This is a genomic window from Bradyrhizobium sp. STM 3566, assembly GCF_045571445.1.
In the GTDB taxonomy this organism is placed as follows: Bacteria; Pseudomonadota; Alphaproteobacteria; order Rhizobiales; family Xanthobacteraceae; genus Bradyrhizobium; species Bradyrhizobium vignae.
Window position 1 is genome coordinate 1,103,326 of sequence record NZ_CP120692.1, and the last position, 21,879, is coordinate 1,125,204.

At 64.2% G+C, this 21,879-nt stretch carries 23 protein-coding genes; 13 read left to right on the forward strand and 10 right to left on the reverse strand.

Features of this window, described 5'->3' with window-relative positions; translation table 11 throughout:
* Nucleotides 1–284: 284 nt before the first annotated feature.
* The 3 genes from P6U27_RS05235 to P6U27_RS05245 all read right to left on the reverse strand — a co-directional run bounded on the left by P6U27_RS05235 (nucleotide 285) and on the right by P6U27_RS05245 (nucleotide 2,349).
* Nucleotides 285–662, reverse strand: coding sequence for a TadE/TadG family type IV pilus assembly protein (locus tag P6U27_RS05235; RefSeq protein ID WP_244607860.1), 378 nt, complete (start codon nucleotides 660–662; stop codon nucleotides 285–287).
* Nucleotides 659–1,099 (reverse strand): TadE/TadG family type IV pilus assembly protein, encoded by a 441-nt coding sequence (locus tag P6U27_RS05240; RefSeq protein WP_407120273.1) that lies wholly within the window; start codon nucleotides 1,097–1,099, stop codon nucleotides 659–661. Before P6U27_RS05240 ends, P6U27_RS05235 begins: the two co-directional genes overlap by 4 nt.
* Nucleotides 1,100–1,173: 74 nt before the next feature.
* Nucleotides 1,174–2,349: a pilus assembly protein TadG-related protein gene (locus P6U27_RS05245; protein ID WP_209294674.1), complete on the reverse strand. Its 1,176-nt coding sequence runs from the start codon at nucleotides 2,347–2,349 to the stop codon at nucleotides 1,174–1,176.
* A 398-nt stretch (nucleotides 2,350–2,747) separates the two neighbouring features.
* Between P6U27_RS05245 and P6U27_RS05250 the strand changes: the two genes are divergently transcribed.
* On the forward strand, nucleotides 2,748–3,044 hold the full coding sequence (locus P6U27_RS05250) for a hypothetical protein (RefSeq protein ID WP_122400955.1): 297 nt from the start codon (nucleotides 2,748–2,750) through the stop codon (nucleotides 3,042–3,044).
* Nucleotides 3,045–3,060: 16 nt separating this feature from the next.
* Here P6U27_RS05250 and P6U27_RS05255 read toward each other — a convergent pair whose 3' ends face one another.
* Complete coding sequence (locus P6U27_RS05255) at nucleotides 3,061–3,288, reverse strand: DUF2093 domain-containing protein (RefSeq protein WP_014491939.1); 228 nt, start codon at nucleotides 3,286–3,288, stop codon at nucleotides 3,061–3,063.
* Nucleotides 3,289–3,482: 194 nt separating this feature from the next.
* Between P6U27_RS05255 and P6U27_RS05260 the strand changes: the two genes are divergently transcribed.
* Both P6U27_RS05260 and P6U27_RS05265 read left to right on the forward strand, forming a co-directional pair.
* The gene (locus P6U27_RS05260; protein ID WP_162500117.1) at nucleotides 3,483–4,304 is read left to right on the forward strand and encodes a dienelactone hydrolase family protein; all 822 of its coding nucleotides are present in this window, start codon (nucleotides 3,483–3,485) and stop codon (nucleotides 4,302–4,304) included.
* Nucleotides 4,305–4,511: 207 nt separating this feature from the next.
* Complete coding sequence (locus P6U27_RS05265; RefSeq protein ID WP_122400957.1) at nucleotides 4,512–4,661, forward strand: hypothetical protein; 150 nt, start codon at nucleotides 4,512–4,514, stop codon at nucleotides 4,659–4,661.
* A 202-nt stretch (nucleotides 4,662–4,863) separates the two neighbouring features.
* Here P6U27_RS05265 and xseA read toward each other — a convergent pair whose 3' ends face one another.
* The gene (xseA, locus tag P6U27_RS05270) at nucleotides 4,864–6,486 is read right to left on the reverse strand and encodes an exodeoxyribonuclease VII large subunit (protein ID WP_129142591.1); all 1,623 of its coding nucleotides are present in this window, start codon (nucleotides 6,484–6,486) and stop codon (nucleotides 4,864–4,866) included.
* A 137-nt stretch (nucleotides 6,487–6,623) separates the two neighbouring features.
* On the opposite strand from xseA, the gene P6U27_RS05275 reads away from it, so the two are divergent.
* From P6U27_RS05275 to P6U27_RS05290, 4 genes are read left to right on the forward strand one after another with little or no spacing between them, the layout of a single operon-like run.
* Nucleotides 6,624–7,634, forward strand: a complete 1,011-nt coding sequence (locus P6U27_RS05275) for an alpha/beta hydrolase (RefSeq protein ID WP_164936757.1) — start codon at nucleotides 6,624–6,626, stop codon at nucleotides 7,632–7,634.
* A 2-nt stretch (nucleotides 7,635–7,636) separates the two neighbouring features.
* Nucleotides 7,637–8,158 carry a DUF2306 domain-containing protein gene (locus P6U27_RS05280; protein ID WP_129142590.1) on the forward strand — a complete coding sequence of 174 codons (522 nt, stop codon included), beginning with the start codon at nucleotides 7,637–7,639 and terminating at the stop codon, nucleotides 8,156–8,158.
* Nucleotides 8,155–8,706 (forward strand): hypothetical protein, encoded by a 552-nt coding sequence (locus P6U27_RS05285; protein WP_129142589.1) that lies wholly within the window; start codon nucleotides 8,155–8,157, stop codon nucleotides 8,704–8,706. The genes P6U27_RS05280 and P6U27_RS05285 overlap by 4 nt, the downstream gene beginning before the upstream one ends.
* Nucleotides 8,707–8,708: 2 nt before the next feature.
* Nucleotides 8,709–9,008 carry a transcriptional regulator gene (locus tag P6U27_RS05290; RefSeq protein ID WP_129142588.1) on the forward strand — a complete coding sequence of 100 codons (300 nt, stop codon included), beginning with the start codon at nucleotides 8,709–8,711 and terminating at the stop codon, nucleotides 9,006–9,008.
* Between the two features lie 284 nt (nucleotides 9,009–9,292).
* Here P6U27_RS05290 and P6U27_RS05295 read toward each other — a convergent pair whose 3' ends face one another.
* Nucleotides 9,293–9,868, reverse strand: coding sequence for a hypothetical protein (locus P6U27_RS05295; RefSeq protein ID WP_129142587.1), 576 nt, complete (start codon nucleotides 9,866–9,868; stop codon nucleotides 9,293–9,295).
* Nucleotides 9,869–10,282: 414 nt separating this feature from the next.
* Between P6U27_RS05295 and P6U27_RS05300 the strand changes: the two genes are divergently transcribed.
* Nucleotides 10,283–10,582: a transcriptional regulator gene (locus tag P6U27_RS05300; protein WP_209295941.1), complete on the forward strand. Its 300-nt coding sequence runs from the start codon at nucleotides 10,283–10,285 to the stop codon at nucleotides 10,580–10,582.
* 323 nt (nucleotides 10,583–10,905) lie between these two features.
* On the opposite strand, the gene P6U27_RS05305 is transcribed toward P6U27_RS05300, so the two are convergent.
* Nucleotides 10,906–11,421: a hypothetical protein gene (locus P6U27_RS05305; RefSeq protein ID WP_129142586.1), complete on the reverse strand. Its 516-nt coding sequence runs from the start codon at nucleotides 11,419–11,421 to the stop codon at nucleotides 10,906–10,908.
* Between the two features lie 569 nt (nucleotides 11,422–11,990).
* Here P6U27_RS05305 and purD point away from each other — a divergent pair.
* Both purD and P6U27_RS05315 read left to right on the forward strand, forming a co-directional pair.
* Nucleotides 11,991–13,274 carry a phosphoribosylamine--glycine ligase gene (gene purD / locus P6U27_RS05310; protein WP_129142585.1) on the forward strand — a complete coding sequence of 428 codons (1,284 nt, stop codon included), beginning with the start codon at nucleotides 11,991–11,993 and terminating at the stop codon, nucleotides 13,272–13,274.
* A gap of 224 nt (nucleotides 13,275–13,498) precedes the next feature.
* The gene (locus tag P6U27_RS05315; protein ID WP_129142584.1) at nucleotides 13,499–14,401 is read left to right on the forward strand and encodes an alpha/beta fold hydrolase; all 903 of its coding nucleotides are present in this window, start codon (nucleotides 13,499–13,501) and stop codon (nucleotides 14,399–14,401) included.
* Between the two features lie 143 nt (nucleotides 14,402–14,544).
* Here the strand turns inward: P6U27_RS05315 and P6U27_RS05320 are convergent, their stop codons facing one another.
* The gene (locus tag P6U27_RS05320; protein WP_129142583.1) at nucleotides 14,545–15,003 is read right to left on the reverse strand and encodes a nucleoside deaminase; all 459 of its coding nucleotides are present in this window, start codon (nucleotides 15,001–15,003) and stop codon (nucleotides 14,545–14,547) included.
* 120 nt (nucleotides 15,004–15,123) lie between these two features.
* Here P6U27_RS05320 and P6U27_RS05325 point away from each other — a divergent pair, with 120 nt between their 5' ends.
* Both P6U27_RS05325 and rsmD read left to right on the forward strand, forming a co-directional pair.
* The gene (locus P6U27_RS05325) at nucleotides 15,124–17,079 is read left to right on the forward strand and encodes a pseudouridine synthase (protein ID WP_209295926.1); all 1,956 of its coding nucleotides are present in this window, start codon (nucleotides 15,124–15,126) and stop codon (nucleotides 17,077–17,079) included.
* A gap of 1 nt (nucleotide 17,080) precedes the next feature.
* Nucleotides 17,081–17,638 (forward strand): 16S rRNA (guanine(966)-N(2))-methyltransferase RsmD, encoded by a 558-nt coding sequence (rsmD, locus tag P6U27_RS05330; protein ID WP_122400966.1) that lies wholly within the window; start codon nucleotides 17,081–17,083, stop codon nucleotides 17,636–17,638.
* Nucleotide 17,639: 1 nt separating this feature from the next.
* Here the strand turns inward: rsmD and mutL are convergent, their stop codons facing one another.
* On the reverse strand, nucleotides 17,640–19,451 hold the full coding sequence (gene mutL, locus P6U27_RS05335) for a DNA mismatch repair endonuclease MutL (protein WP_129142581.1): 1,812 nt from the start codon (nucleotides 19,449–19,451) through the stop codon (nucleotides 17,640–17,642).
* A gap of 306 nt (nucleotides 19,452–19,757) precedes the next feature.
* On the opposite strand from mutL, the gene P6U27_RS05340 reads away from it, so the two are divergent.
* Nucleotides 19,758–20,075, forward strand: a complete 318-nt coding sequence (locus tag P6U27_RS05340) for a ribbon-helix-helix domain-containing protein (RefSeq protein WP_129142580.1) — start codon at nucleotides 19,758–19,760, stop codon at nucleotides 20,073–20,075.
* Between the two features lie 216 nt (nucleotides 20,076–20,291).
* Here P6U27_RS05340 and P6U27_RS05345 read toward each other — a convergent pair whose 3' ends face one another.
* Nucleotides 20,292–21,860 carry a GMC family oxidoreductase gene (locus tag P6U27_RS05345; RefSeq protein WP_209295927.1) on the reverse strand — a complete coding sequence of 523 codons (1,569 nt, stop codon included), beginning with the start codon at nucleotides 21,858–21,860 and terminating at the stop codon, nucleotides 20,292–20,294.
* Nucleotides 21,861–21,879 lie beyond the last annotated feature (19 nt).

The window sequence follows — 21,879 nt, forward strand, 5'->3', positions numbered from 1 at the left end:
GAGGTGATCGTAGCCCGTCGGATGGCTCTTCGTTATGAGCCCGTTCACAGACCGCGCCAATTCCAAAGCTCGATGGCTGTTTGGTTGACTTGATCGTCCGTGCGATAAAAAGAACAGGGCCAATTACCTAACGTGCATTGTAGCAGCCCTTTGTTTCACCAAGACTTCGTCAAACAACTTAAGGGCGCCGAACCGCAACAAAGAATCCAACCACAGCGCGAAATGACTCACCAAGGAGTGCACGCACTGCTCGATGCAACGCGGAGCGGCAAATCGCTGCGAGTTCAGCTCGGAAAGCACGCCTGAGCGGTCAGAGTCACCGGCGAGAGATTGAGGATCTGCGGAAACTCGAATGCGTAGCTCGCGCTGACCTGGTTGCCGCATGTCAGCGCGGAATAGGTGAATGTCCCCGCCGGAAGCGTGAGGCCGAACGCCTGCTGGGCCGCGTAGTTGGTGATCGCGCTGCCGCTCGGGCACAGCGTGCTGTTGACCGTTGCGCAGCGCGCCGCCATTTCGGCCCCGTGCTGAAGCCCGAGCTGAGTCCAGAACAACAATCCGAATTCGATGATCCCAAAGATGAACAGGAAGAACGCGGGAGCGGTCAGGGCAAATTCCAGCGCCGACGCGCCCCGATCGTCGTGCCATAGCGCTGTGAGTTTCACTGTAGCCTCGCGGTGGACTGGGCGCTAAAGGAGTATGTCGTCGCCACGATCTGATAGTTGATGAGCGTATAGTACGTCGCGCGCGCCGAGACTGTCGTATATGTTCCGGCCTGCGCGCCACCGGTGCAGACCGTCCCGCAACTGACGGCGCTAATTCCCGCACTCGTTGGACATCCGCAGAATTGGGTCGGCGCAGGTGAAGCGGTAATGGCTGTGGAATTGGTGGCGTTTGTCACGGCATCGGAGATGCCGCTCGCATCGTAGCCGCGCACGATCGCATACTGCGCCCCCGCCTGTGCGGCCTCTTCAACCTGCATCTTGCGATAGAGCGCGAGTCCAATGTCGGTCAGCGAAACGACCATCAACGACAGCAACGGGATCATGATGCCGAATTCGACGGCCGCGACGCCGCGCCTGTCGGCGGCGGCAGCGCGCAAGTGCCCCCTGAGAGCGTTGAGCAGGCGATCACGGCTCGCGGATACGGACCTCTGGATTTGCATCGGACCCAATCTCATTCGACGAGTTGCGCGGTTTGCGACCCTATCGTCGCGGTGCCGAGCGAGGAACAATTGACCTGAAGGTTCGACGTGCCGGTAAACGTCAGCGTATCGGCGATGATCTTGGTGCAGGACGTGCTCGTGCCGTTGCCGCCGCTGAAGCTGAGGTTGGCCTTTGGCAGGTAGATGGCGCCGCCGAAGTTCTGGGTGCCGCCGCCCGTCAGATTGAAGGAGGTCCCGGCCGGCATATTGCGGTCACCGTACATGACGATGCCTTTCGTCGCGCCGCTGGTTGGGGCCGTCAAATCGATGATCGCATTGCTGCCGATTGAAGCGGTCCCCCAATCGCTTCCCGAACCCGTAAAAACCAGGGTCACGCCGCTGCCCGTGATCGTGGCGTTTCCCGCGACGCTCAGGCTGGCCCCGTCGAGATAATAAATGCCCGGACTAAGATTCAGGGTTGCGCCGGCATTGACCGTAATGCTGCCTGTGTAACAGCCGGGAGCGAGGGAATTGGTTTTTCCGTTGGCGTTGACCGTGATCTTGGCGTTCGTGCAGCTCGGCTCTAGAGGGGGAGAAACATTCGCATAGGGGTCGGCGACCGGCATGATGTGCGTCTTGACGCCATTGGTCGCGGTGATGCTGCTGGCGCCGGAGACGTCGCCAACGACTCCGACCTGATTTGCGGAGACCGACGCACTGCCTGCAACATTGAGCGATGGGCTTGCGCCTGAGTTGCTGTAGAGGTTGCACTTGATCAGGTTGAGCTGGTTGCCGCCGCTCACGTTGACCGCGGGGCTGGCGCTCGAGTTGAGCGCAAGGACGCACCCTGTCCCCGAGTTGGGCAGGGCGACCGCGCGCGCGGTGATGAGGACAGGACCCGAGCCGAACAAGGACGAGAGCAGCCGTTGTTGCGGCTGACTCACGATGACTTCGATTGCCTGCAGATCTGACGTATGACTGCCTGTTTTCGGCGGCTGATTCAACGTAACCGTGACGTTGTTCGCCGCGTCTGCGTAACCGTAGTTTGCCGCAACTGCCTTCGCTTCGGACAAGGGGTCAGCGCCGGAAGCCGCCGCTGTTGCAGCGCTGACGGCGCCGGAATCGGCCGCGCTCTGCATGTTCTTATGTTTGTAGTACCACCATCCCACTTCAGTCCCGAGACCTGCGGTGCCGACCAGGACCGGCATAAGCAGCGCCGAAATGACGACATAGCTGCCCGACTGGTCGCGGACGAATTGTTGAACCAGGCTGGCCCTCTGTTCGTGCTCACGAACGGAGCCACATGACCGGCTCCATGGTGCATTAGCCGAGCGGCTGCAAAGTCTCCGGCGCGCCATCTGCTTCCCCGCACATTGCCACTTTTTCCCGAGAACTGTGAGGCCAACGGATTAAACGTAGCCCAATCGGACAGCGACAATTTTAGACATCGGTTGATTCTCGGGGGTTTGTGCGAAGGGCCGGTTTCGCGCACGAGAGAGACCCACCTCGAAGTGGACGGTGGCACACCCTTCGCCGCGACATGCCTGACATTCAGGCCACATTCATCACGAGACTCCTATCCACTTCGGACGATCAGGAGAATTCGATGAAACTGCCGACCGCGGCCGCCGCCAGCCTTGTGTGTCTGATCATCGCGCCCGCGCTGGCACAAACGCCGTCCGCTGCTCCCACCACCGTGCCGGTTCCCGCGACCAAGCGCGTGACGTGTCTCGCCACGACGGCAAACCTGAAAGGACAGGACAAGCGCGACCAACTCCAGCTCTGCATGGCGCAGGCGCGGGTGGATTGCCTGAAGCAGGCGATTGATCAGAAGGTCGTCGGCGAGCCCAGGAAGGCCTTCATCAAGACCTGCGTCGGCACGGATGGCGCTGAACAACAATAGGCGCGCGGGCGCGGCCTCACGGCTGCGGCTTCAGTGCTCCGGGAAAGTGCCGCTGCAGCACCGCGGCGGGCGTGGCGTAGGCCTCCTGCAAATCCACGCTCCAGTACTTCAGCTCGTCGAGCGGGATTCGCGTGTCGGTGATCGCGCAGCGCACGAAGGTCCCCGGCGAGATCACGCGGAAATCGCCGTCGAGATACTGCACCTGCGCTTCGCCATGGCCCGAGGGGCCGAACTTGTTCAGCACGGTCGAAAGTCTCCACGGAACGCCTCTCCATGGAAGACCTTGGAGGGCACGATGTGTTGGATGAGATGTAGCATAGATGGGGTGGCTTGTCCGCCCGTTAAACCCACCGGTTTGTGATGTTTTGCCGCCGTTTCCGCGTGATAATGCTTGAACTGAAGGGTCGCTGGTTCCGGCACCTCCTGCGGCAGAGTCCGATGCGCCTTCGACTGACCGCCCTGTTCATGACGCTGCTGATATCGGCCGCGCCCGCCTCGCCCGCGCCGCAGCCGGTCGACATCCCGCTCGCGTCCGGGGTCCTTCATGCGCAGCTCTACAAGCCCGAGGGCGCGGGCCCGTTTCCGACCGTGATCGCGCTGCATGGCTGCGGTGGCCTGGGTGGCCATTCCGATCCCGTGCTGCCGCGCTATCGCGATTGGGCCGAGCGCCTGCTCGAGGCCGGCAATGCCGTGCTGCTGCCCGACAGCTACGGCTCGCGCGAGCTCGGGCCGCAATGCCGCGTCAAGGAGATGCATGTCAAGGCGCGGCGCGAGCGTGTCGCCGATATCGCGGCCTCGCGCGCCTGGCTGATGAAGCAGGCCTGGGTGGCGCGCGACCGCGTCAGCCTGATCGGCTGGGCAAATGGGGCGAGCGCGCTGCTCTGGGCCGTGCGCCCGCAGAGCGCGGGGCGCGATCTCGGTCCGGATTTCCGCGCCGCGATCGCGTTCTATCCGGATTGCCGGATCTCGGCGGGTTTGGGGTGGAGCACGCGGGTGCCGACGCTGGTGCTGATCGGCGCCGATGACGACGTGTCGTCGCCGCCGGCCTGCCGGCAGATGGTGGACGGCGCGCGCGGCCGCAGCGCGCTCGCGCGCATCGTGGTCTATCCCGGCGCCGACCATGATTTCGACCGCGCCAACATACCTCTGCACGGTGCTGCCGACAGCGACGCTGCCGCGCCCGAGCACGGCCATTTCGGCACGGACGCCGAGGCGCGCGCGGCCTCGCAGAAGGACGTCGCGCAATGGCTGGCGCGGTAACCGGATGAGCGGACTTGCCGCGCCGTAGCTCGTAGAGCGAAGGCGGAAGCGGGGCCATCCGGGAACAACATCAGGCGGACAGCCCCGCATCGACCACCGCCGTGCACGGAAAATGGCCGACCTGGAATCTACGGATCGCGCCTTGATGCGGTTTCAGCCTGTGGCGGCGCCATCATTCGACCATGATGTCGATTAAACGCATTTCACATGCGCAACCGCATCACGCTCTTCGCCTCCGCGCTGATCGTCTTCACCGTCGTGATCCTCCTGTTCGAGGCCCATGCCGGCGCCCCACAGCTTGCGCCGGAACATTGCGGCTTCTGGACCACGATCGACGCGGGATTGTCCTGCCGGTAGAGCTAGGCTGGTTCCACCTCGTCATTGCGAGTGCAGCGACTTGTCCGCCGAAGCCTTGGCGGAGCCGGGACCGCGCGATCCAGTACGCCGAGACGTCAGTGATTCACAGAGAAGCTGCGGCGTACTGGATTCCCCGCTCCAGTGCGCAATTGCGCACAAGGCGGGGAATGACGCCGAGGGCGGAGCGCTCGCTCCTCGCGCCTCAGAACAAGCTGCCCTGATCCACCGGCTTGACCACCCGCTTCGGTGCCGGCTTTGTGTCCTGCGTGGCCGGCTTTGCCTGCGATGGCGCGCGCTTTACCGCGGGGGGCGGGCGATCCGTATCCGCCGTTGCGCCGACGCGGCCATCCGCGAACTCGATCTCGACGCGTGCGCCGGGACCGATCGACTCGGCCGCATGCAGGGGATGGCCGGCCTCATCGCGCACCAGCGCAAAGCCACGCGCGAGCACGCTGCGATAGGACAGCGCGGAGAGCAGCTTGCCGCTGTTCTCGACACGGGCATCGAGCCGGTGCAGCAGCGTGACGAGCGCGCGGCCCGCGCGCTCGGCCAGTCGATGCGTGCGCTCGCGCTGGCGCGCAATCGCGTTGCGCTGCGCCTGCGCATTCGAAAGTCTTGAGGCACGCAGGCGCACCTCCAACCCGGCAAAGCGATCGCGCCGCTGCCGCAGCAGCGAGCGTGCGGACAGGCCGAGCCGCTCGCCGCACACGGTGAGGCGGTGATCGGCCTGCGCGATCTGGCCGTGCAGCACCCGCAGCGTCAGTTTTGAACTTGCGGCGGTGAATCTGCGGAAATGCGCGTGCGTGTTGGCCTTGAGGCAGCGGGGCAGGGAGGCGCCCGCCGCATCCAGCCGTTGCCGCGGGATCGCCAGGAGATCGCCGGCCGCCGGCAGCGCGCGCGCGGCGGCGCGCAGCTCGTTACGGCGATTCTCGTGGCCGCGCTGCCAGCAGGCACGGGTGCGCCGCGCGAGATCGGCGACCTCGACGAACAGGTCGCTGCGCACCGGCACCGCCATCTCCGCCGCCGCCGTCGGCGTCGGGGCGCGCTTGTCGGCGACGAAATCGATCAGCGTGATGTCGGTCTCATGCCCCACCGCCGAGATCAGCGGGATCATGCTGTCGCTGGCTGCGCGGACCACGATCTCCTCGTTGAACGACCAGAGATCCTCCAGCGAGCCGCCGCCGCGCGCGACGATGAGCACGTCGGGACGGGGAATCTTGCCGCCCTCAGGGATCGCGTTGAAGCCGCGGATCGCCGCCGCGACCTGCTCGGCCGAGCCGTCGCCCTGCACCTTGACCGGCCACACCAGCACGCGGCGGGGAAAGCGATCCTCCAGCCGGTGCAGGATGTCGCGAATGACGGCACCGGTCGGCGAGGTCACGACGCCAATCACCTCCGGCAGCCAGGGCAAGAGCTGCTTGCGCGCCTCGTCGAACAGGCCTTCGGCGGCGAGCTTCTTCTTCCGCTCCTCCATCAGCGCCATCAGCGCGCCGATCCCGGCCGGCTCCAGCGCCTCGATCACGATCTGGTACTTTGAGGAGCCGGGGTAAGTGGTCAACTTGCCGGTGGCGATGACCTCGAGGCCTTCCTGCGGCTTGAAGCGCATGCGGCCGTGCACGCCCTTCCAGATCACCGCCTCGATCTTGGCGCTCTCGTCCTTGAGCGCGAAATAGCAATGGCCGGAGGAATGCGGCCCGCGAAAGCCGGAGATCTCGCCGCGGACGCGGACATGGCCGAAGGCGTCCTCGACCGTCCGCTTCAGGGACAGGGACAACTCGGAGACGGTGAATTCGGGCGCGTTGAGCAGTTGTTCCGCAGGCGGCATCTCAAAAACGATTCGGCATTTTGGGGTCAGACCCGACGTTAAGGATTTTCGCCGCGCGGCGCCAATCCCCGGGTTGATCGAAAGAGTACTCTGTACTATAGAGTTCTCTGTTGATTAATGGGTTTGAGGGCGATGGCATGGCGATCCGGCTCCTGCGCGGCGTTCTGAACGGCCTGAAATGGGTCCTGTGTGCAATCGGCGGTGTGGCGTTGATTCTGGGCGCCATGATCGCAATGCCGCTGGAGCGGCCGCCCGAGATGCGATCGGTCTCGGATTCCGCCAAGGGCATCGACTGGTCCACACTGCCGCCGCTCGAGCGCTTTCAGGCCCGTGACGGCACCTGGATCGGCTATCGCCATTATGCGCCGACCGGCCCGGAGACAGGCCGCGGCGCGATCTTCATCCATGGCTCTTCCGGCTCCAGCGGCACCGTCAATCACGCGCTGACCCATGCGATCGCCGCGCACGGGGTGGAGACCTGGGCGCTGGACATCCGCGGCCATGGCGGCTCCGGCACGCGCGGCGACATCTTCTATGTCGGCCAGCTCGAGGATGACCTGATCGATTTCGTCGCTCATGTCCGCAAGAGCGCGCCCGATCTGCCGCTGACCCTGATCGGCCATTCCGCCGGCGCCGGCTTCTCGCTGCGCGTCGCCGCGACACCGATCATGCAGGACATGTTCGTCCGCACCGTGCTGCTCGCGCCCTATCTCGGCTATGACGCGCCGACCAACAGGCCGAAGGCCGGCGGCTGGGCCAACATCGATCTCCCGCGCTTCCTCGGCCTGACGGCATTGCGCAGGCTCGGCATCGACTGCTGTTCGCAGCTGCCGGTGCTCGCCTTGGCCGTGCCGCCGAGCTCGGCAAAGTACCTCGTCTCCACCTATTCGGACCGCCTGATGCGCAACTTCGGGACGCGCGGCTATCGCATCGATCTTCCGGCGACGACACGTCCAGTCACGATCTTCGGCGCCGCCGAGGACGAGATGATGATCTCGGACAAATATGCGGAAGTCGTGCGAGCGGTGAAGCCGTCGGTCGACGTCAAGATCATCGACGGCATCAACCACATGGGCATCGTCACCAATCCGAAAGCCGTCTCCGCGATCGCCGAGGACGTGGCGACGCGCGGTGCAGCGGGGAGCTGACCATGATGGCGCATTTGACCCTCGCAGGTACGATCCATCTGGTGCTGGCGCTGCTCTGCAGTACCGTCGGGCTCATCCAGTTCCTGCGTCCCAAGCGCGGTGCCGGCCACCGTGCGCGCGGTTACTTCTACGTCTATGCCATGCTGGTCTCTGACGGCACGACCTTGCTGATCCACCGGTTCACGGGGCATTTCAACGTCTTCCATGTCGCCGCGATCGTGAATTTCGCCTGCATCGTGCTGGCGGTCGTCCCGCTGTTGCGCATGCCGAGGCCGTCGAACTGGAGATCCATCCACTACCACTTCATCGCCTGGTCCTATGTAGCGCTGATGTCGGCCGCGGCAATCAACACGGCGTTGCGGCTGTTGCCGCTGACGATGCGGAACCAGTGCGGCTTGACCGCACTGATCGTGTCGGTCGCGACGATGACGATCGCCCATCTCGTGATCCGCAAGTACCGGCCTCCATCAGATGTGGCGGCGCCATCCACCGGATTGGCCGGGCAGGCTGGAGCGCCGTCATGATCGACAGCAAGCAAGCCGCGGACGCGATGGCGGATATCGACGACACCGTTCGCCGCGTGCGCCAGTCGCTGATCTATCAAGTTTCGAGCCTGGCTTTGTTGATGTGGGGCGTGCTGGCGTTCGTCGGCAACATCGCAGGCTGGCTCTGGCCGCGCTATGGACTCTATTTCTGGATCAGCATCTACACGGTTTCGATCGTCGGCTTCCTTGCCATCGGCGCCTATCACCGGTCCCGAAACCGCATTCGCGTGTTCGACATCCGCTATCTCTTGACATTTCTGCTGATCGTCGCCTTCGGCATCTTCGTCTGCTATTTCGGCCATTTCACCCCGCGCCAACAGACGGCGTTCTGGCCGATCTACATCATGCTGTTCTACATGATGGCGGGGGTGTGGTTCGGCTACGCTTTCCTCGTGATCGGCGCCACCATCATTGCACTGACGCTGATTGGTTATTTCTACATCCCGGGCATATCGCTGTTGCTGTGGATGGCAGTCGTCAACGGTGGCGGGCTGACCCTCGGCGGCCTCTGGATGCGGCGGAGCTAGCATTGGCCGAGCTCGACGACATCATCCATCAGCCGCTGCGCCTGAAGATCATGGCGGCGCTGAACGCCCTGCCTGCAGGGGTCGGGCTGGAATTCGCCCGCCTGAAGAAGCTCACCGGCGCCACCGACGGCAATCTCGGTGCGCATATCGAGACCCTGGCCAAGGCCGGCTATGTCCAGGTGGACAAGGCGTTTGTAGGCAAGAAGCCGCAGACCACGGTGACCGCCACCGCCGCCGGCCGCGGCGCGTTCGCGCGGCATGTGGCGACGTTGCAGGAGATTATTGCGGGGAAGCAGGGTTAGGCTCCGCCGTCTTCCGGGGCGCGCCCTCTTGGGCACGAACCCGGAATCCATTCCACCGCCGACGCTGCCGCTCAATGGATTCCGGGTTCGCGCTGCGCGCGCCCCGGAATAACGGTTCGTAGGATGGGTTGAGCCCTTGCGAAACCATCGCTTTCCTCTTCAGGCTCTCAGTTATGGCCGCTGTCATCCGAAGCGCGGATGGCGCCCGATCATTTAACTTTACAGGCGCTTCGGGCAACACGTGTGATGGCTTTCGCAAGGGCTCAACCCATCCTACGGGCTGATCAAATCACCTTGTCACGCGGCCACTGCATCTTTGGGAAGAGGCCACGATACCTGTCGCGCGCATCAATGGCGCGGGCAAGGTCGGAAAACCACATCGGCCTGCTTCCTCCAGGAAGCTCATCGCCGATCAATGGGCGAAGCCCCTCATCCCTGTCGGGAACGAGCACAAAATACATATCAAGGCTATGCCGATAATGGATGCCCTGTCTGCCTTCAAAGTTGAAGGTGTGGTTGCGCATGTATTCTGCAATGACGGCAATCCTGGGAGTCCGCGCACGGCATTGCGGAGCCTGCTGAGGGCGATAATACTTCCGCGTATTCAGGAGATTGTCGAAGAGATTAATCCAGTATGTTTCACGATCGCTGACCTGACTTATGTCGCACCATTCGAGCAATGCGGTCCGAACCGGAAAGGCGTCATTCCACTCGTCACGCATCCAGCCTCGCACGACACCTATCCCGTCATAAGGACCCCGCCGGTGCTGCACAAAACGGCGATCGATGGTGCCGGTCGTCATCCCGACGTATCGTACCCGCCCGTCGCGGCAGGAATAGAGAGCGTAGATGGATGCCATCGAGGCTCCTAGGTGGTTTCCGGCTCAGCAAATGAAGTGATAGGCTCGAGGTTTGTCAACCTCCGGCCGGCACATCTCAAATTGCTGGGTGACGGGGTTGGCCCGGAACGTGTAGCTCGTAGGATGAGTTGAGCTCATGAGAAACCCATTGCTTTCCTATTCCTGCTCCGTCATCGCGGCTGTCATCCGTGCAAGTGACGACAAACCGCGGGTGGCGCCCGGTCGATTAGCTTTACGGATGCTTCGAGGAACACGTGTGATGGGTTTCGCTAGGCTGCCTTCCTGGCAATCGGCCTCGGCATCGCCGCGCTGACCCTGATTGGGTTCTTGTACATCGGCGACGCCTTCCCGCTCTGGATGGCCTTCGTCAACGGCGGCGACCTGGTCCTCGGCGGCCTCTGGATGCGGCGTCTGATGGCCGAGCTCGACGACATCATCCACCAGCCGCTGCGGCTCAAGATCATGGCGGCGCTGAACGCACTGCTCGTGTCGGCCGGTTTGGAGTTCGCGCGCCTGAAAAAGCTCACCGGCGCCACCGACGGCAATTTCGGCGCGCATATAGAGACGCTAGCGAAGGCGGGCTATGCGTCCGTGGAGGAGGCGTTCGTCGGCAAGAAGCCGCAGACCACGGTGGCAGCCACGGCGGCGGGGCGCGGGGCGTTCGCGCGGCATGTGGCGACGTCGCAGGAGATCATTGCGGGGAAGCAGGTTTAGCCAGCCTCGCTATTCCGTGGCGTTTCCTCTCGTCATTCCGGGGCGCGCCCCTTGGGCGCGAGCCCCGGAACGACGGGCGAATTGAATGTGGAGAGTTCGGACCGTTTCCCCTGAGGGATTTCGGAATTGCAGTGACAATGCTCTCAATGATCGACTGCTATCGAGCATCCAAGCCTTATGTATTGTGTGCACTGTCACCGTAATTCCACGATGATTTCTCGCACGTCAATTTCGTTCATCGCATCGAAGTCGGGAGTCATTGGTCCGTCAATTCGCTGCCACCGAAGGTGACTTCCATGAGTGCCGTTCTCCCGCGCGTGCGACTAGATGAAACCAAGTTTCCCTTTGGTCACCGCAGTTGCGACTTTGACGGGGCTCTCCAATACCGCTCTTATGTACTCGTGAATCTCCTCACAGACCCGTTCGACGTCCTGTTCGCCGAAATCGAGGGGAATGCCTCGCAGCGCTCGCGGGCTATCGCCAATTCTGATTGTTATGGCATCGCCTATCATCTCAAATTCTAGCACCACGCGCGGCCAGAACTTACCGTTACCGCTTGTACGCGGAATGCCCACTGCAACACCCATCTGGATAGGAGCTAACGTCAAGGTCCCTTTGACGTGGGTACTGAACTTTGCACCTCGGTAGTCGCCCGCCTCCTCTTGAAACTCGCCTTCAGGCGGCACGCCCCGTGCTTCAGACCCTTCACCTAGATAGATTGGCAAGTGCTGCACGATTGCATCTCCAAGCGCTTCGATGGTCCGGAAGCTCTTAACCGTCATGTCGCTGTATTCGGACATTGCGTCTTGCAGGATCTTCATTCGTTCACTCAGAGCCATCAGTCGTCCTCCTTCAAGTCCGCATACCAGTTGCCGCAACGTGTGTGCAGCGCAACTTCAAGCTTCGCACCTTTCCCCAAACAGCAATGACGCCAGTCGTACATCGTTGAGCGAATTGCCCTTATCCCTCCATAAGGGAGCAAAGCAGCCGCAGAAGATGCCATATTCTTCGGGTGGAGGTACGTCATCCAGCCACGTGCTCTTTTGAGCTGTGGGAAGACCTCGATGATAATACAGGGAAATATAGGAGACCCCGTCATCATCGGGTCCGAAGATAATCCCGTCTCCAGTGGCTGTCGGCATTCCTACATTCCGTCCCTCTTAAGAGCCCGGCAAGACCTCTTGCATTCTTCCCGACTATCTATCGATGAGTGCTCCTGAAAGCGCAATCATAAAGCGCGCTCGACTTGTACAAAATTGACCTAACGTTCGTTACGGCGTCGAGCTTTCAGCAATGTCCGTTACTCAGCCGAAAGCGGAGATCGAATCCGGAGCGCCTCCCCCCTTCACACCCGCCCCGATTCGTGCGACCTCCGCCCCCAGCAAAACCCCTCATTTCTGAGCCTTCGATGCACATTCTCCTGCTCGGTTCCGGCGGCCGCGAACATGCTCTGGCGTGGAAGATCGCGGCCTCTCCCCTGGTGACCAAATTCTGGTGCGCGCCCGGCAATGCCGGCATCGCGCGCGAGGCGGAATGCGTGGCGCTCGATGTCGCCGACCATGCCGCCGTGATCGACTTCTGCAAGAAGAACGCGGTCGAACTCGTCGTGGTCGGGCCGGAGACGCCGCTGGCGGCCGGCATCGTCGACGATCTCACTGCGGCCGGCATCAAGGCGTTCGGCCCGAGCAAGGCGGCGGCGCAGCTCGAGAGCTCCAAGGGCTTTACCAAGGCGCTTTGCACCGAGTTCGGCATTCCGACCGGTGCCTATGAGCGATTCACCAACGCACAGGACGCGCGCGCCTATGTGCAGAGCCAGGGCGCGCCGATCGTGATCAAGGCCGACGGCCTTGCCGCCGGCAAGGGCGTCGTCGTCGCCAAGACCTTGCGCGAGGCCGAGGATGCCATCGCCATGATGTTCGAGGGCGCCTTTGGCGAGGCCGGCACCGAGGTCGTGATCGAGGAGTTTCTGCCGGGCCGCGAGATCAGCTTCTTCGCGCTCTGCGACGGCGAGACTGCCATCCCGCTGGCCTCTGCCCAGGACCACAAGCGCGTGTTCGACCATGACGTCGGCCCCAACACCGGCGGCATGGGCGCCTATTCGCCGACGCCGCTGGTGACGCCAGGGATCCACGACGCGATCATGGCCAAGATCATCCTGCCGACGGTATCAGGCATGAAGCAGCGCGGCACGCCGTTCCGCGGCGTGCTCTATGCCGGGATCATGCTGACGACGCAGGGCCCGAAACTGTTCGAGTTCAACGTCCGCTTCGGCGATCCCGAGTGCCAGGTCTTGATGCTGCGCATGATGAGCGACATCGTGCCGGCGCTGCTCGCCGCCTGCGACGGCGAGTTGAAGCATTTCGATCTGCGCTGGTATCCGGAATCCGCGCTCACGGTGGTGATGGCCGCCAAGGGCTATCCCGGCGACTACCAGAAGGGCACGCGCATCCAGGGGCTGGAGGAGGCCGCCAAGGTCGAGAGCGTCGAGATCTTCCACGCCGGCACGGTTGCCAAGGACGGCGCGATCCTCGCCAATGGCGGCCGCGTGCTCAATGTCTGCGCGCTCGGTGCGACCGTGACGGAAGCGCAGGCCCGCGCCTACCAGGCCGTCGACCGCATCGACTGGCCGGAAGGCTTCTGCCGCCGCGACATCGGCTGGCAGGCGGTCGATGCGGAGAAGGCCAAGACTTGAGAAGGCCAAGACTTGAGGTGTCATTCCGGACGGCGTGCCGAACGCGCCGATCCGGAATCTCGACATTTTCGCCACCGCGCCGCCACATCGACACGCCAGAAATATCCAATTGCCTGTTGGGGTTAGCAGCCCCGCATATAATACCGCTACTGTGCATGGGGTCGTTTTCGACATTTTTGTTTGTCGGGCCGGCTCCGCGACTGACCAGATAAGGATGCAAGAAGATGTCCGATCTCGCCGACCTCTATCCGGGCTTTGCCGCCGAATGGATCGACACCTCCTTCGGCCGCATCTTCGCCCGCGTCGGCGGCAGCGGGCCGCCCCTCCTGCTCCTGCACGGCTTCTCCGAAACGCATGTGATGTGGCACCGCGTGGCACCGGAGCTTGCCGACAATTTCACGCTGATCATCGCCGATCTGCCGGGCTACGGCTGGTCCGACATGCCCGAAAGCGATGCGCTGCACATCCCGTACAGCAAGCGCGCGATGGCGAAAGCCATGGTCGAGGCGATGGAGCGTCTCGGTCACGTGCACTTCGCGCTCGCCGGCCACGACCGCGGCGGCCGCGTCTCCTATCGCCTTGCGCTCGACCATCCCGGCCGGCTCTCGAAGCTCGCCGTGCTCGATATCCTGCCGACCTATAATTACTGGGAGCGGATGAACCGCGCCTATGCCTTGAAGATCTATCACTGGACCTTCCTGGCCCAGCCCTATCCGCTGCCGGAGACGCTGATCTCTGGCAATGGCGAGTTCTTCCTGCGCTTCAAGATGGCGAGCCAGACCAAGTCGAAGACGCTGGACGCGATCGACCCGCGCGCGCTCGAACACTACATCGCCCCGTTCCGTGATCCCGCCCGGGTGCACGCGATGTGCGAGGACTACCGCGCCGGCGCCTATTTCGACTACGACCTCGACAAGGCCGATTTCGATTCCGGCAAGAAGATCACGGTCCCGATGCTGACGCTGTGGGGCAATGCCGGCGTCGCGCAAGCCGCCGCCACGCCGCTGGAGACGTGGAAGCAATGGGCGACCAACGTGGACGGCATGCCGGTGGACTCGGGGCACTTCCTCACCGAGGAGAACCCGGACGTCACCGCGAAGGCGTTGCGCGAGTTTTTCTCGGCTTGAGCCACACCGTCATTGCGAGGAGCCCTTGCGACGAAGCAATCCAGTCCGTCTCCGCGGAAAGACCCTGGATTTGCTTCGCTGAGCCTGTCATCGGGCCGCGCTTCGCACGGACCCGGTGGCTCGCAATGGCGGGGAGAGACCCCTTACCTTCGCTCCCGGAAAAACTCCTTGAGCAGCCGCGCCGCCTCGCTCTCGCCGACGCCGGAGTAGACGTCCGGCGCGTGGTGGCAGGTCGGCGAGGCAAAGAACCGCACGCCCGACTCCACCGCGCCGCCCTTGGGATCGGCGGCGCCGTAATAGAGCCGGCGGACCCTTGCAAAGGAGATCGCGCCCGCACACATGGTGCAGGGCTCCAGCGTCACGTAGAGGTCGCAGTCGACGAGGCGCTCGCTCCCGATCTTGCTCGCTGCCTCGCGCAGCGCGATGATCTCGGCATGGGCGGTGGGGTCGTGGTCGGTCAGCGTCCGGTTGGCTGCGGTGGCGACGACCTCGGACTTGCGGACCACCACGCATCCGATCGGAACTTCGCCCGATTTTCCGGCATTTTCGGCCGCCAGAAGCGCCAAATCCATGAAAGAAGGGGCTTTCATGCCTCGTATCATCGCCAGAAACCTGCTACTAGCTCCGCCTTCAGCAAGAGTGGATACCGGTTTTGCCTGAGCATGCGGCTCCGAACGAGCGCGCGCAATGCTCCTCGCGCGACCCCCTAAGTGAGATCATTCATGCCTCGCGACAGCGACAAAGACAACGATTCCCGCGGCCGGCGAGGCCCGGCCAAAGGCCGCAGCGGCAAGCCGCGCGGCCCCGAGAAGAAATTCGCCAAGCGCGGGTTCGAAGGCAAGGGCGCTCGCGACAGCCGCCCGTCCCGCGGCGACCGCGACAGCCGCCCGTTCCGTCGTCGCGATGAGGGCGATGCCCCGCGTCGCGAGTTCAGTGATCGTCCCCGCTTCAAGCGCGAGGACCGCGGCGGCGAGGAGCGCAGCTTCAAGCCGCGTGGCGACCGGCCGTTCAAGCCGCGCGGCGATCGTCCGAATTTCGACCGTGACGAGCGCGCGCCACGTGGCGAGCGAAGCGAGCGGCGTGTCGAGGATCGCAAGTTCTCGCGTGGCGGTTCGGATCGGCCGCGCAAGGATTTTGGCCGCGGCCGCGACTTCCGGGATCGCAAGGGCGACCCGGGAGATCGCAAGCGCGACTTCGAGGGCGGCGACCGCAAGCGCAGCTTTGGCGATCGTCCGCGCGAGCGGGACGATTCCAAGCCGTGGCAGAAGCGCGAGGCGGGCCCGGGTGGTGACCGTCCGCGCAAGTCCTTCGACAAGGATTTCGGCGGCCGCGATCGCAGCGACGAGAAGCCCTGGCGTCAGCGCGACGATCGGCGTGAAGGTAGCCATGGCGATGAGCGTCCGCGTTTCTCCCGGCGCCGGGAAGAGGGTGATGATCGCCCGCGTTTCTCGCGCCCGCGCGAGGAGCGGTCCGGTGACGATCGTCCGCGCTTCAATCGCTCGCGCGAGAAGCGGCCGGAAGGCCGCATGGACTGGCAGGAGCATCCGCGCAGCGAGGGCCGTTTCCGCGATCGTCCGCGCCGCGACAATGAGGACGACAGCAGGATTTTCGAGAAGCGCCCGGCCTTCGGCGGCCGCGGCGCCTATCGCGAGCGCGATCGTGATTTCGAGGGCCGGCCACGCCGCGATGACGCGCCGAAGCCGAAGAAGGCCGGCGAGCGCATCGCCAAGGTATTGGCGCGCGCGGGCCTTGCCTCGCGCCGCGACGCCGAGGAAATGGTCACGCAGGGCCGCGTCACCGTCAACGGAAGGGTGATCAACTCGCCGGCGCTCGACGTCACCCGGAACGACGTCGTCATGGTCGACGGCAAGCCGTTGCCGGAGCGCGAGCGCACGCGGTTGTTCCTCTACCACAAGCCGCGCGGGTTGATGACGACGCATGACGACCCCGAGGGGCGCCCGACCGTATTCGACAATCTGCCCGAAGGCCTGCCGCGGCTGATCAGCGTCGGCCGGCTCGACTTCAACACCGAAGGCCTGCTCCTGCTCACAAATGACGGCGGCCTCGCGCGCACGCTCGAGCTGCCGGACACCGGCTGGCTGCGCCGCTACCGTGTCCGCGCCCATGGCGACGTCACCCAGGCGCAGCTCGACGCGCTCAAGAACGGCATCGAGGTCGAGGGCGTCAAATACGGTCCGATCGAGGCGACGCTTGAACGCGACCAGGGCGCCAATGTCTGGCTGGTGTTCGCGATCCGCGAAGGCAAGAACCGCGAGGTGCGCAATGTCTGCGCCCATCTCGGCCTCGAGGTGAACCGGCTGATCCGCGTCTCCTATGGCCCGTTCCAGCTCGGGGAGATTCCGGAAGGCCAGGTCGAGGAGATCCGCTCGCGCGTGCTGCGCGAGCAGCTCGGCGAGAAGGTGATCGAGAAGTCGGGCGCGCAGTTCGACGTACCGCAAAAATCCTCTGCGGGCGGCGGCGATGCGCCTCGCGAGAACAAGCCCGCCAGCAAGCGCGCGGTCATCAGCGACCGCAAGGGCCGCCGCGTGCTGGTGCAGCGCACCGGCAGCGAGGAGGCGCGCGAGCGCAACGAGATGGAAGCGAGCGGCTATGGCCCGCCGCGCCGTCCCAAGCGCGGCTATCACGGCAAGCGCGACCTGACGCCGCGGGATGAATAGCATGCGCGTGGTCGGCGGTCGCCTGAAGGGGCGCAATCTCGCCTCACCGTCTTCGCGCGACATCCGTCCCACGGCGGATCGGCTGCGAGAATCCGTGTTCAACATCCTCGTGCACGCCTATGACGATCCGATTGCGGATGCGCGCGTGCTCGATCTCTTCGCCGGCACCGGCGCGCTCGGCATCGAGGCGGCCTCGCGCGGTGCCAAGTTCACGCTGTTCGTCGACAATGGCGCCGAGGCGCGCGCGCTGTTGCGTAACAATGTCGAGTCGCTGGGCCTTGGCGGCGTCACCAAAGTCTATCGTCGCGACGCGACCGATCTCGGGCCCGCGCATCCCGTCGAGCCGTTCTCGCTGGTGTTCCTCGATCCGCCCTATGGCAAGGGCTTTGCGGAGAAGGCGCTTGCGTCCTTGCGCGACGGCGGCTGGCTCACCCCGGGCGCGTTGCTCGTGGTGGAGGAGGCCAAGGCCGCGCAATTCGTGACGCCGGAGGGTTTTGAGGAATTGGAGCGGCGCGCGTACGACGATACGGAGTTCGTGTTTTTGAAGCGAGACGCTTAACTCACCTCCGTCCGAACAGCTTCTCCACGTCGCTCAGCTTCAGCTCGACATAAGTCGGGCGGCCGTGATTGCACTGGCCGGAGTTCGGCGTCTCCTCCATCTCGCGAAGCAGGGCATTCATCTCCTCGGGCCGCAGCCTGCGGCCGGCGCGCACCGAGCCGTGGCAGGCCATGGTGGCGGCGACGTGCATCAGGCGGCGTTCGAGAGGAAGAGCCTCGTCCCATTCGGCCATGTGCTCGGAGAGATCGCGAAGCAGCCCGACGGCATTGGTCTTGCCGAGCAGCGACGGCGTCTCGCGGACCGCAACCGCGCCGGGGCCGAAGGATTCGATGGCAAGGCCGAACGAGGCCAGCTCCTCGCTGCGTTCGAGCAGGCGCTCGACAGTCGCCTCGTCCATCTCGACGATCTCGGGGATCAACAGGATCTGCCGCTGCACGCCGTTTGCGGCGAGCGAAGCCTTGAGCCGTTCGTAGACGATGCGCTCATGCGCAGCGTGCTGGTCGACGATGATCAGGCCGTCCCGGGTCTGCGAGACGATGTAGGTCTCGTGGATCTGGGTGCGCGCCGCGCCGAGCGGGCGGTCGACGAGGTCGGCCACCGGCTGCGCCTCGATCCGCACGTCCGCGCTGGGTGCACCGACATCGAACGCCGCCTGCGCGCGCTCCGCGAAAGCCGGCGCAGCCGAGCCTTCGAAAGGCATCGGCGCGACCGGGGCGGATGGCGAGGTCCGCCAGTCCCAACTCGCCGGGCGCGGCGGCGTGAACGCGGGCCGGAATGAGGACAGCGCGCTCTCGCCGCTGTTGGCGGCGGTGCGGCGGCCCTCGCGCGCGAGTGCTTCCTTCAGCCCGTGCACGATCAGCGCGCGGACGAGGCCGGCGTTGCGGAAACGCACCTCGGTCTTGGCCGGATGCACGTTGGCGTCGACCTCGCGCGGATCGAGCGTGACGAACAGCGCCAGCACCGGATGGCGGTCGCGCGGCAGATAGTCGGAATAGGCGGCGCGCACGGCGCCCAGGATCAGCTTGTCGCGCACCGGTCGGCCGTTGACGAAGAGATATTGGCCGAGCGCGTTGGCCTTGGTCAGCGCGGGAGCCGCGGCATAGCCGGCAACCACGATGCCCTCGCGCTCGGCATGGACCTCGATGGCGTGGCTGCGGAATTCAGCGCCGAGAATATCGCCGAGCCGCGTCAGCCGCCCGGCGGCGCCGGGCAGGGCGGCCGCCCAGGCCACCGGCGCGCGCTCCTCGCCCGCGAGCGTGAAGGCGATGTCGGGCCGCGCCATGGCAAGGCGCCGCACCACCTCGCGGATCGCTTCCGCCTCGGTGCGGTCGGTCTTCAAGAATTTCAGCCGTGCCGGTGTTGCATAGAAGAGGTCGCCAACCTCGACGCGGGTGCCATGCGCCAGCGCCGCCGGCATGATCTCGGACTTCTCGCCGCCCTCGACCGACAGCGCCCAGGCATGCGGCTCGGTGGCATGGCGTGTCGTGATCGACAGCCGCGCCACCGAGCCGATCGAAGGCAGGGCCTCGCCACGGAAGCCGAGGGTGCGAATCTGCAGCAAGTCCTCGTCATCGAGCTTGGACGTCGCGTGGCGCTCCACGGCGAGTGCGAGGTCCTTCGCGGTCATGCCGCTGCCATCGTCGGTGATGCCGATCCGCCGCCGCCCGCCGCCATCGGTGAAGACGTCGATCCGGCTCGCGCCGGCATCGATGGCATTCTCGACGAGTTCCTTCACCACGCTCGCCGGACGCTCCACCACCTCGCCGGCGGCGATACGGTTGACGAGCTGTTCTGGCAATTGGCGGACGGGCATGGAATCTGACTTGGGGGCTCTGACTTGGGGGCTCTGACTTGGGGGCTCTGACTTGGGGCTCTGACTTGGGCTCTGACTTGGATTCGCTGTCGGCGCCATTCTAGGCCGTGTTGCGTCAAAAGCATGCGTTGGGCAACAGCCGCGTGGCGGCCTGGGGAAGAGGGATGCCTATCACATTGAAGACATTGGGCGTTCGAGAAAATCGCGCAGTCCGGATGAAGCCACTTGCGGGCTACTGTCGTGATTGTGGGGTGCCGGGCCGCGGTGTAGCATCGTGAAAAAATGGCAACAGGACGGGAGGACGCCATGTGCCATCTCTTCGCGCACCAGCCTCAACGCGACTACGAATCCCAGACCCGCTCGCTTAGAATCGGTGGGCACTGCACGTCGATTCGGCTGGAGATGGCGTTCTGGGACACTCTGGAGGAGATCGCAGCCAAGGAGGGCATGAGCCTCGGCAAGTTCCTGACCACGCTCTACAACGAGGTGCTCGACCATCACGGCGAGGTCAATAATTTCGCATCGCTGCTGCGGTGCTCCTGCCTGATCTACCGCTCCCGGAGCATCACACCAGTCCAGGATTTCAAGGCAACCGTTGCGCCCATCCTCGACGCGGCCGAATAGCTATCCCAACAAAGGCGCGTATCCCGGATGGAGCGCAGCGCAATCCGGGATTCGTGCCACCAGCGGCGGTGGTCCCGGATTGCTGCGCTCCATCCGGGCTTCTCCCTCCACATCGTCATTGCGAGGAGCAATTGCGACGAAGCAATCCAGAATCTTTCCGCTGGATTGCTTCGCTTCGCTCGCAATGACGGAGGAGAGCGGTTCGTCTATCAGGCCTCAAATTTCCTTCTTCTGCATCGCCCCGGCAATGTAATCCGCCTGCCGGATCGCCAGCGCGACGATGGTCAGCGTCGGATTGCAGGCCGCGCCGCTGGTGAACTGGCTGCCGTCGGAGACGAACAAGTTCTTGATATCGTGGCTCTGCCCGAACTTGTTGACGACGCCGTCGCGCGGCTTCTCGCTCATCCTGTTGGTGCCGAGATTGTGCGTGCTTGGATAGGGCGGCGTCGGATAGGTCACGGTGGCGCCGACGGCGTCGTAGACCGCAGCGCCCTGCTTGTAGGCATGCGCGCGCATCGCGACGTCGTTGGGATGATCGTCGAAATGCACGCTCGCGACCGGCTGGCCGAACTTGTCCTTGACGACAGGGTCGAGCGTGATGCGGTTGGTCTCCTGCGGCATGTCCTCGCCGACCAGCCACATGCCGGCCATCCTGGGATAACCGTCGAGCGCTGACGTGAACGAACGTCCCCAGGCGCCGGGATTGAGGAACGCCGCCATGAAGGGCAGGCCGATCGACAGCGTCTCCATCTCGTAGCCGCCGACGAAGCCGCGTTTCGGGTTGTTGGCCGCTTCATCGCGGATGATGCCGGCCATGGTGGTGCCGCGATACATGTGCACCGACTTCTCGAACACGGCATAGACACTGCCGGTCATATGGCGCATGTAGTTGCGGCCGACCTGTCCCGATGAATTGGCGAGACCGTCCGGGAACATGGTCGAGGCACTGTTGAGCAGCAGCCGCGGGCTCTCGATCGAATTGCCGGCGACTGCGACGATGCGCGCCTTCTGGCGCTGCATGGCGCCGCTCTCGTCAGCGTAGACGACGCCGGTCACCTTACCGCTGGAATCATGCTCGATCTTGACCGCCATGCTGCTCGGCCGCACTTCGAGATTGCCGGTCGCCTCGCCCTTGGGGATCTCGGTGTAGAGCGTCGACCATTTCGCGCCGGACTTGCAGCCCTGGAAGCAGAAGCCGATCTGCTGGCAGGAGCCGCGTCCGTCGCGCGGTTGGCTGTTGATCGCCATGTTGCCGGTGTGCACGGTCTTGTAGCCGAGCTTCTTTGCGCCGGCCTCCAGCACCTTGAAGTTATTGTTGCCGGGAAGTCCGGGAATGCCGTTGGTGCGGGTCACGCCCATCTTGTTCTCGGCCTTGGCGTACCATGGCTCCATCTCGGCAAGCGTGATCGGCCAGTCCAGGAGGTTCGCGCTAGGAATGTTGCCGTAGGTGCTCTTGACCCTGAACTCGTGCTCATCGAAGCGCAGCGAGGCGCCGGCCCAATGCACCGTGGAGCCGCCGACCGCCTTGACGATCCAGGCAGGAAGATTGGGAAAGTCCTTGGCGACGCGCCACGTCCCCGACGTGGTGCGCGCGTCCGACCAGGCGAGCTGGGAAAAGCTCTCCCACTCGTCGTTGACGAAATCCTGGTTCTCGATGCGCGGACCTGCTTCCAGGATGACAACCTTGACGCCCTTTTGCGCGAGCTCGTTGCCCAGCGTGCCGCCGCCGGCTCCGGAACCGACGATCACCACAACGCTGGAGTCGTTCAGATCGAATTTGGCCATATGCGTTCTCCTGAACCGT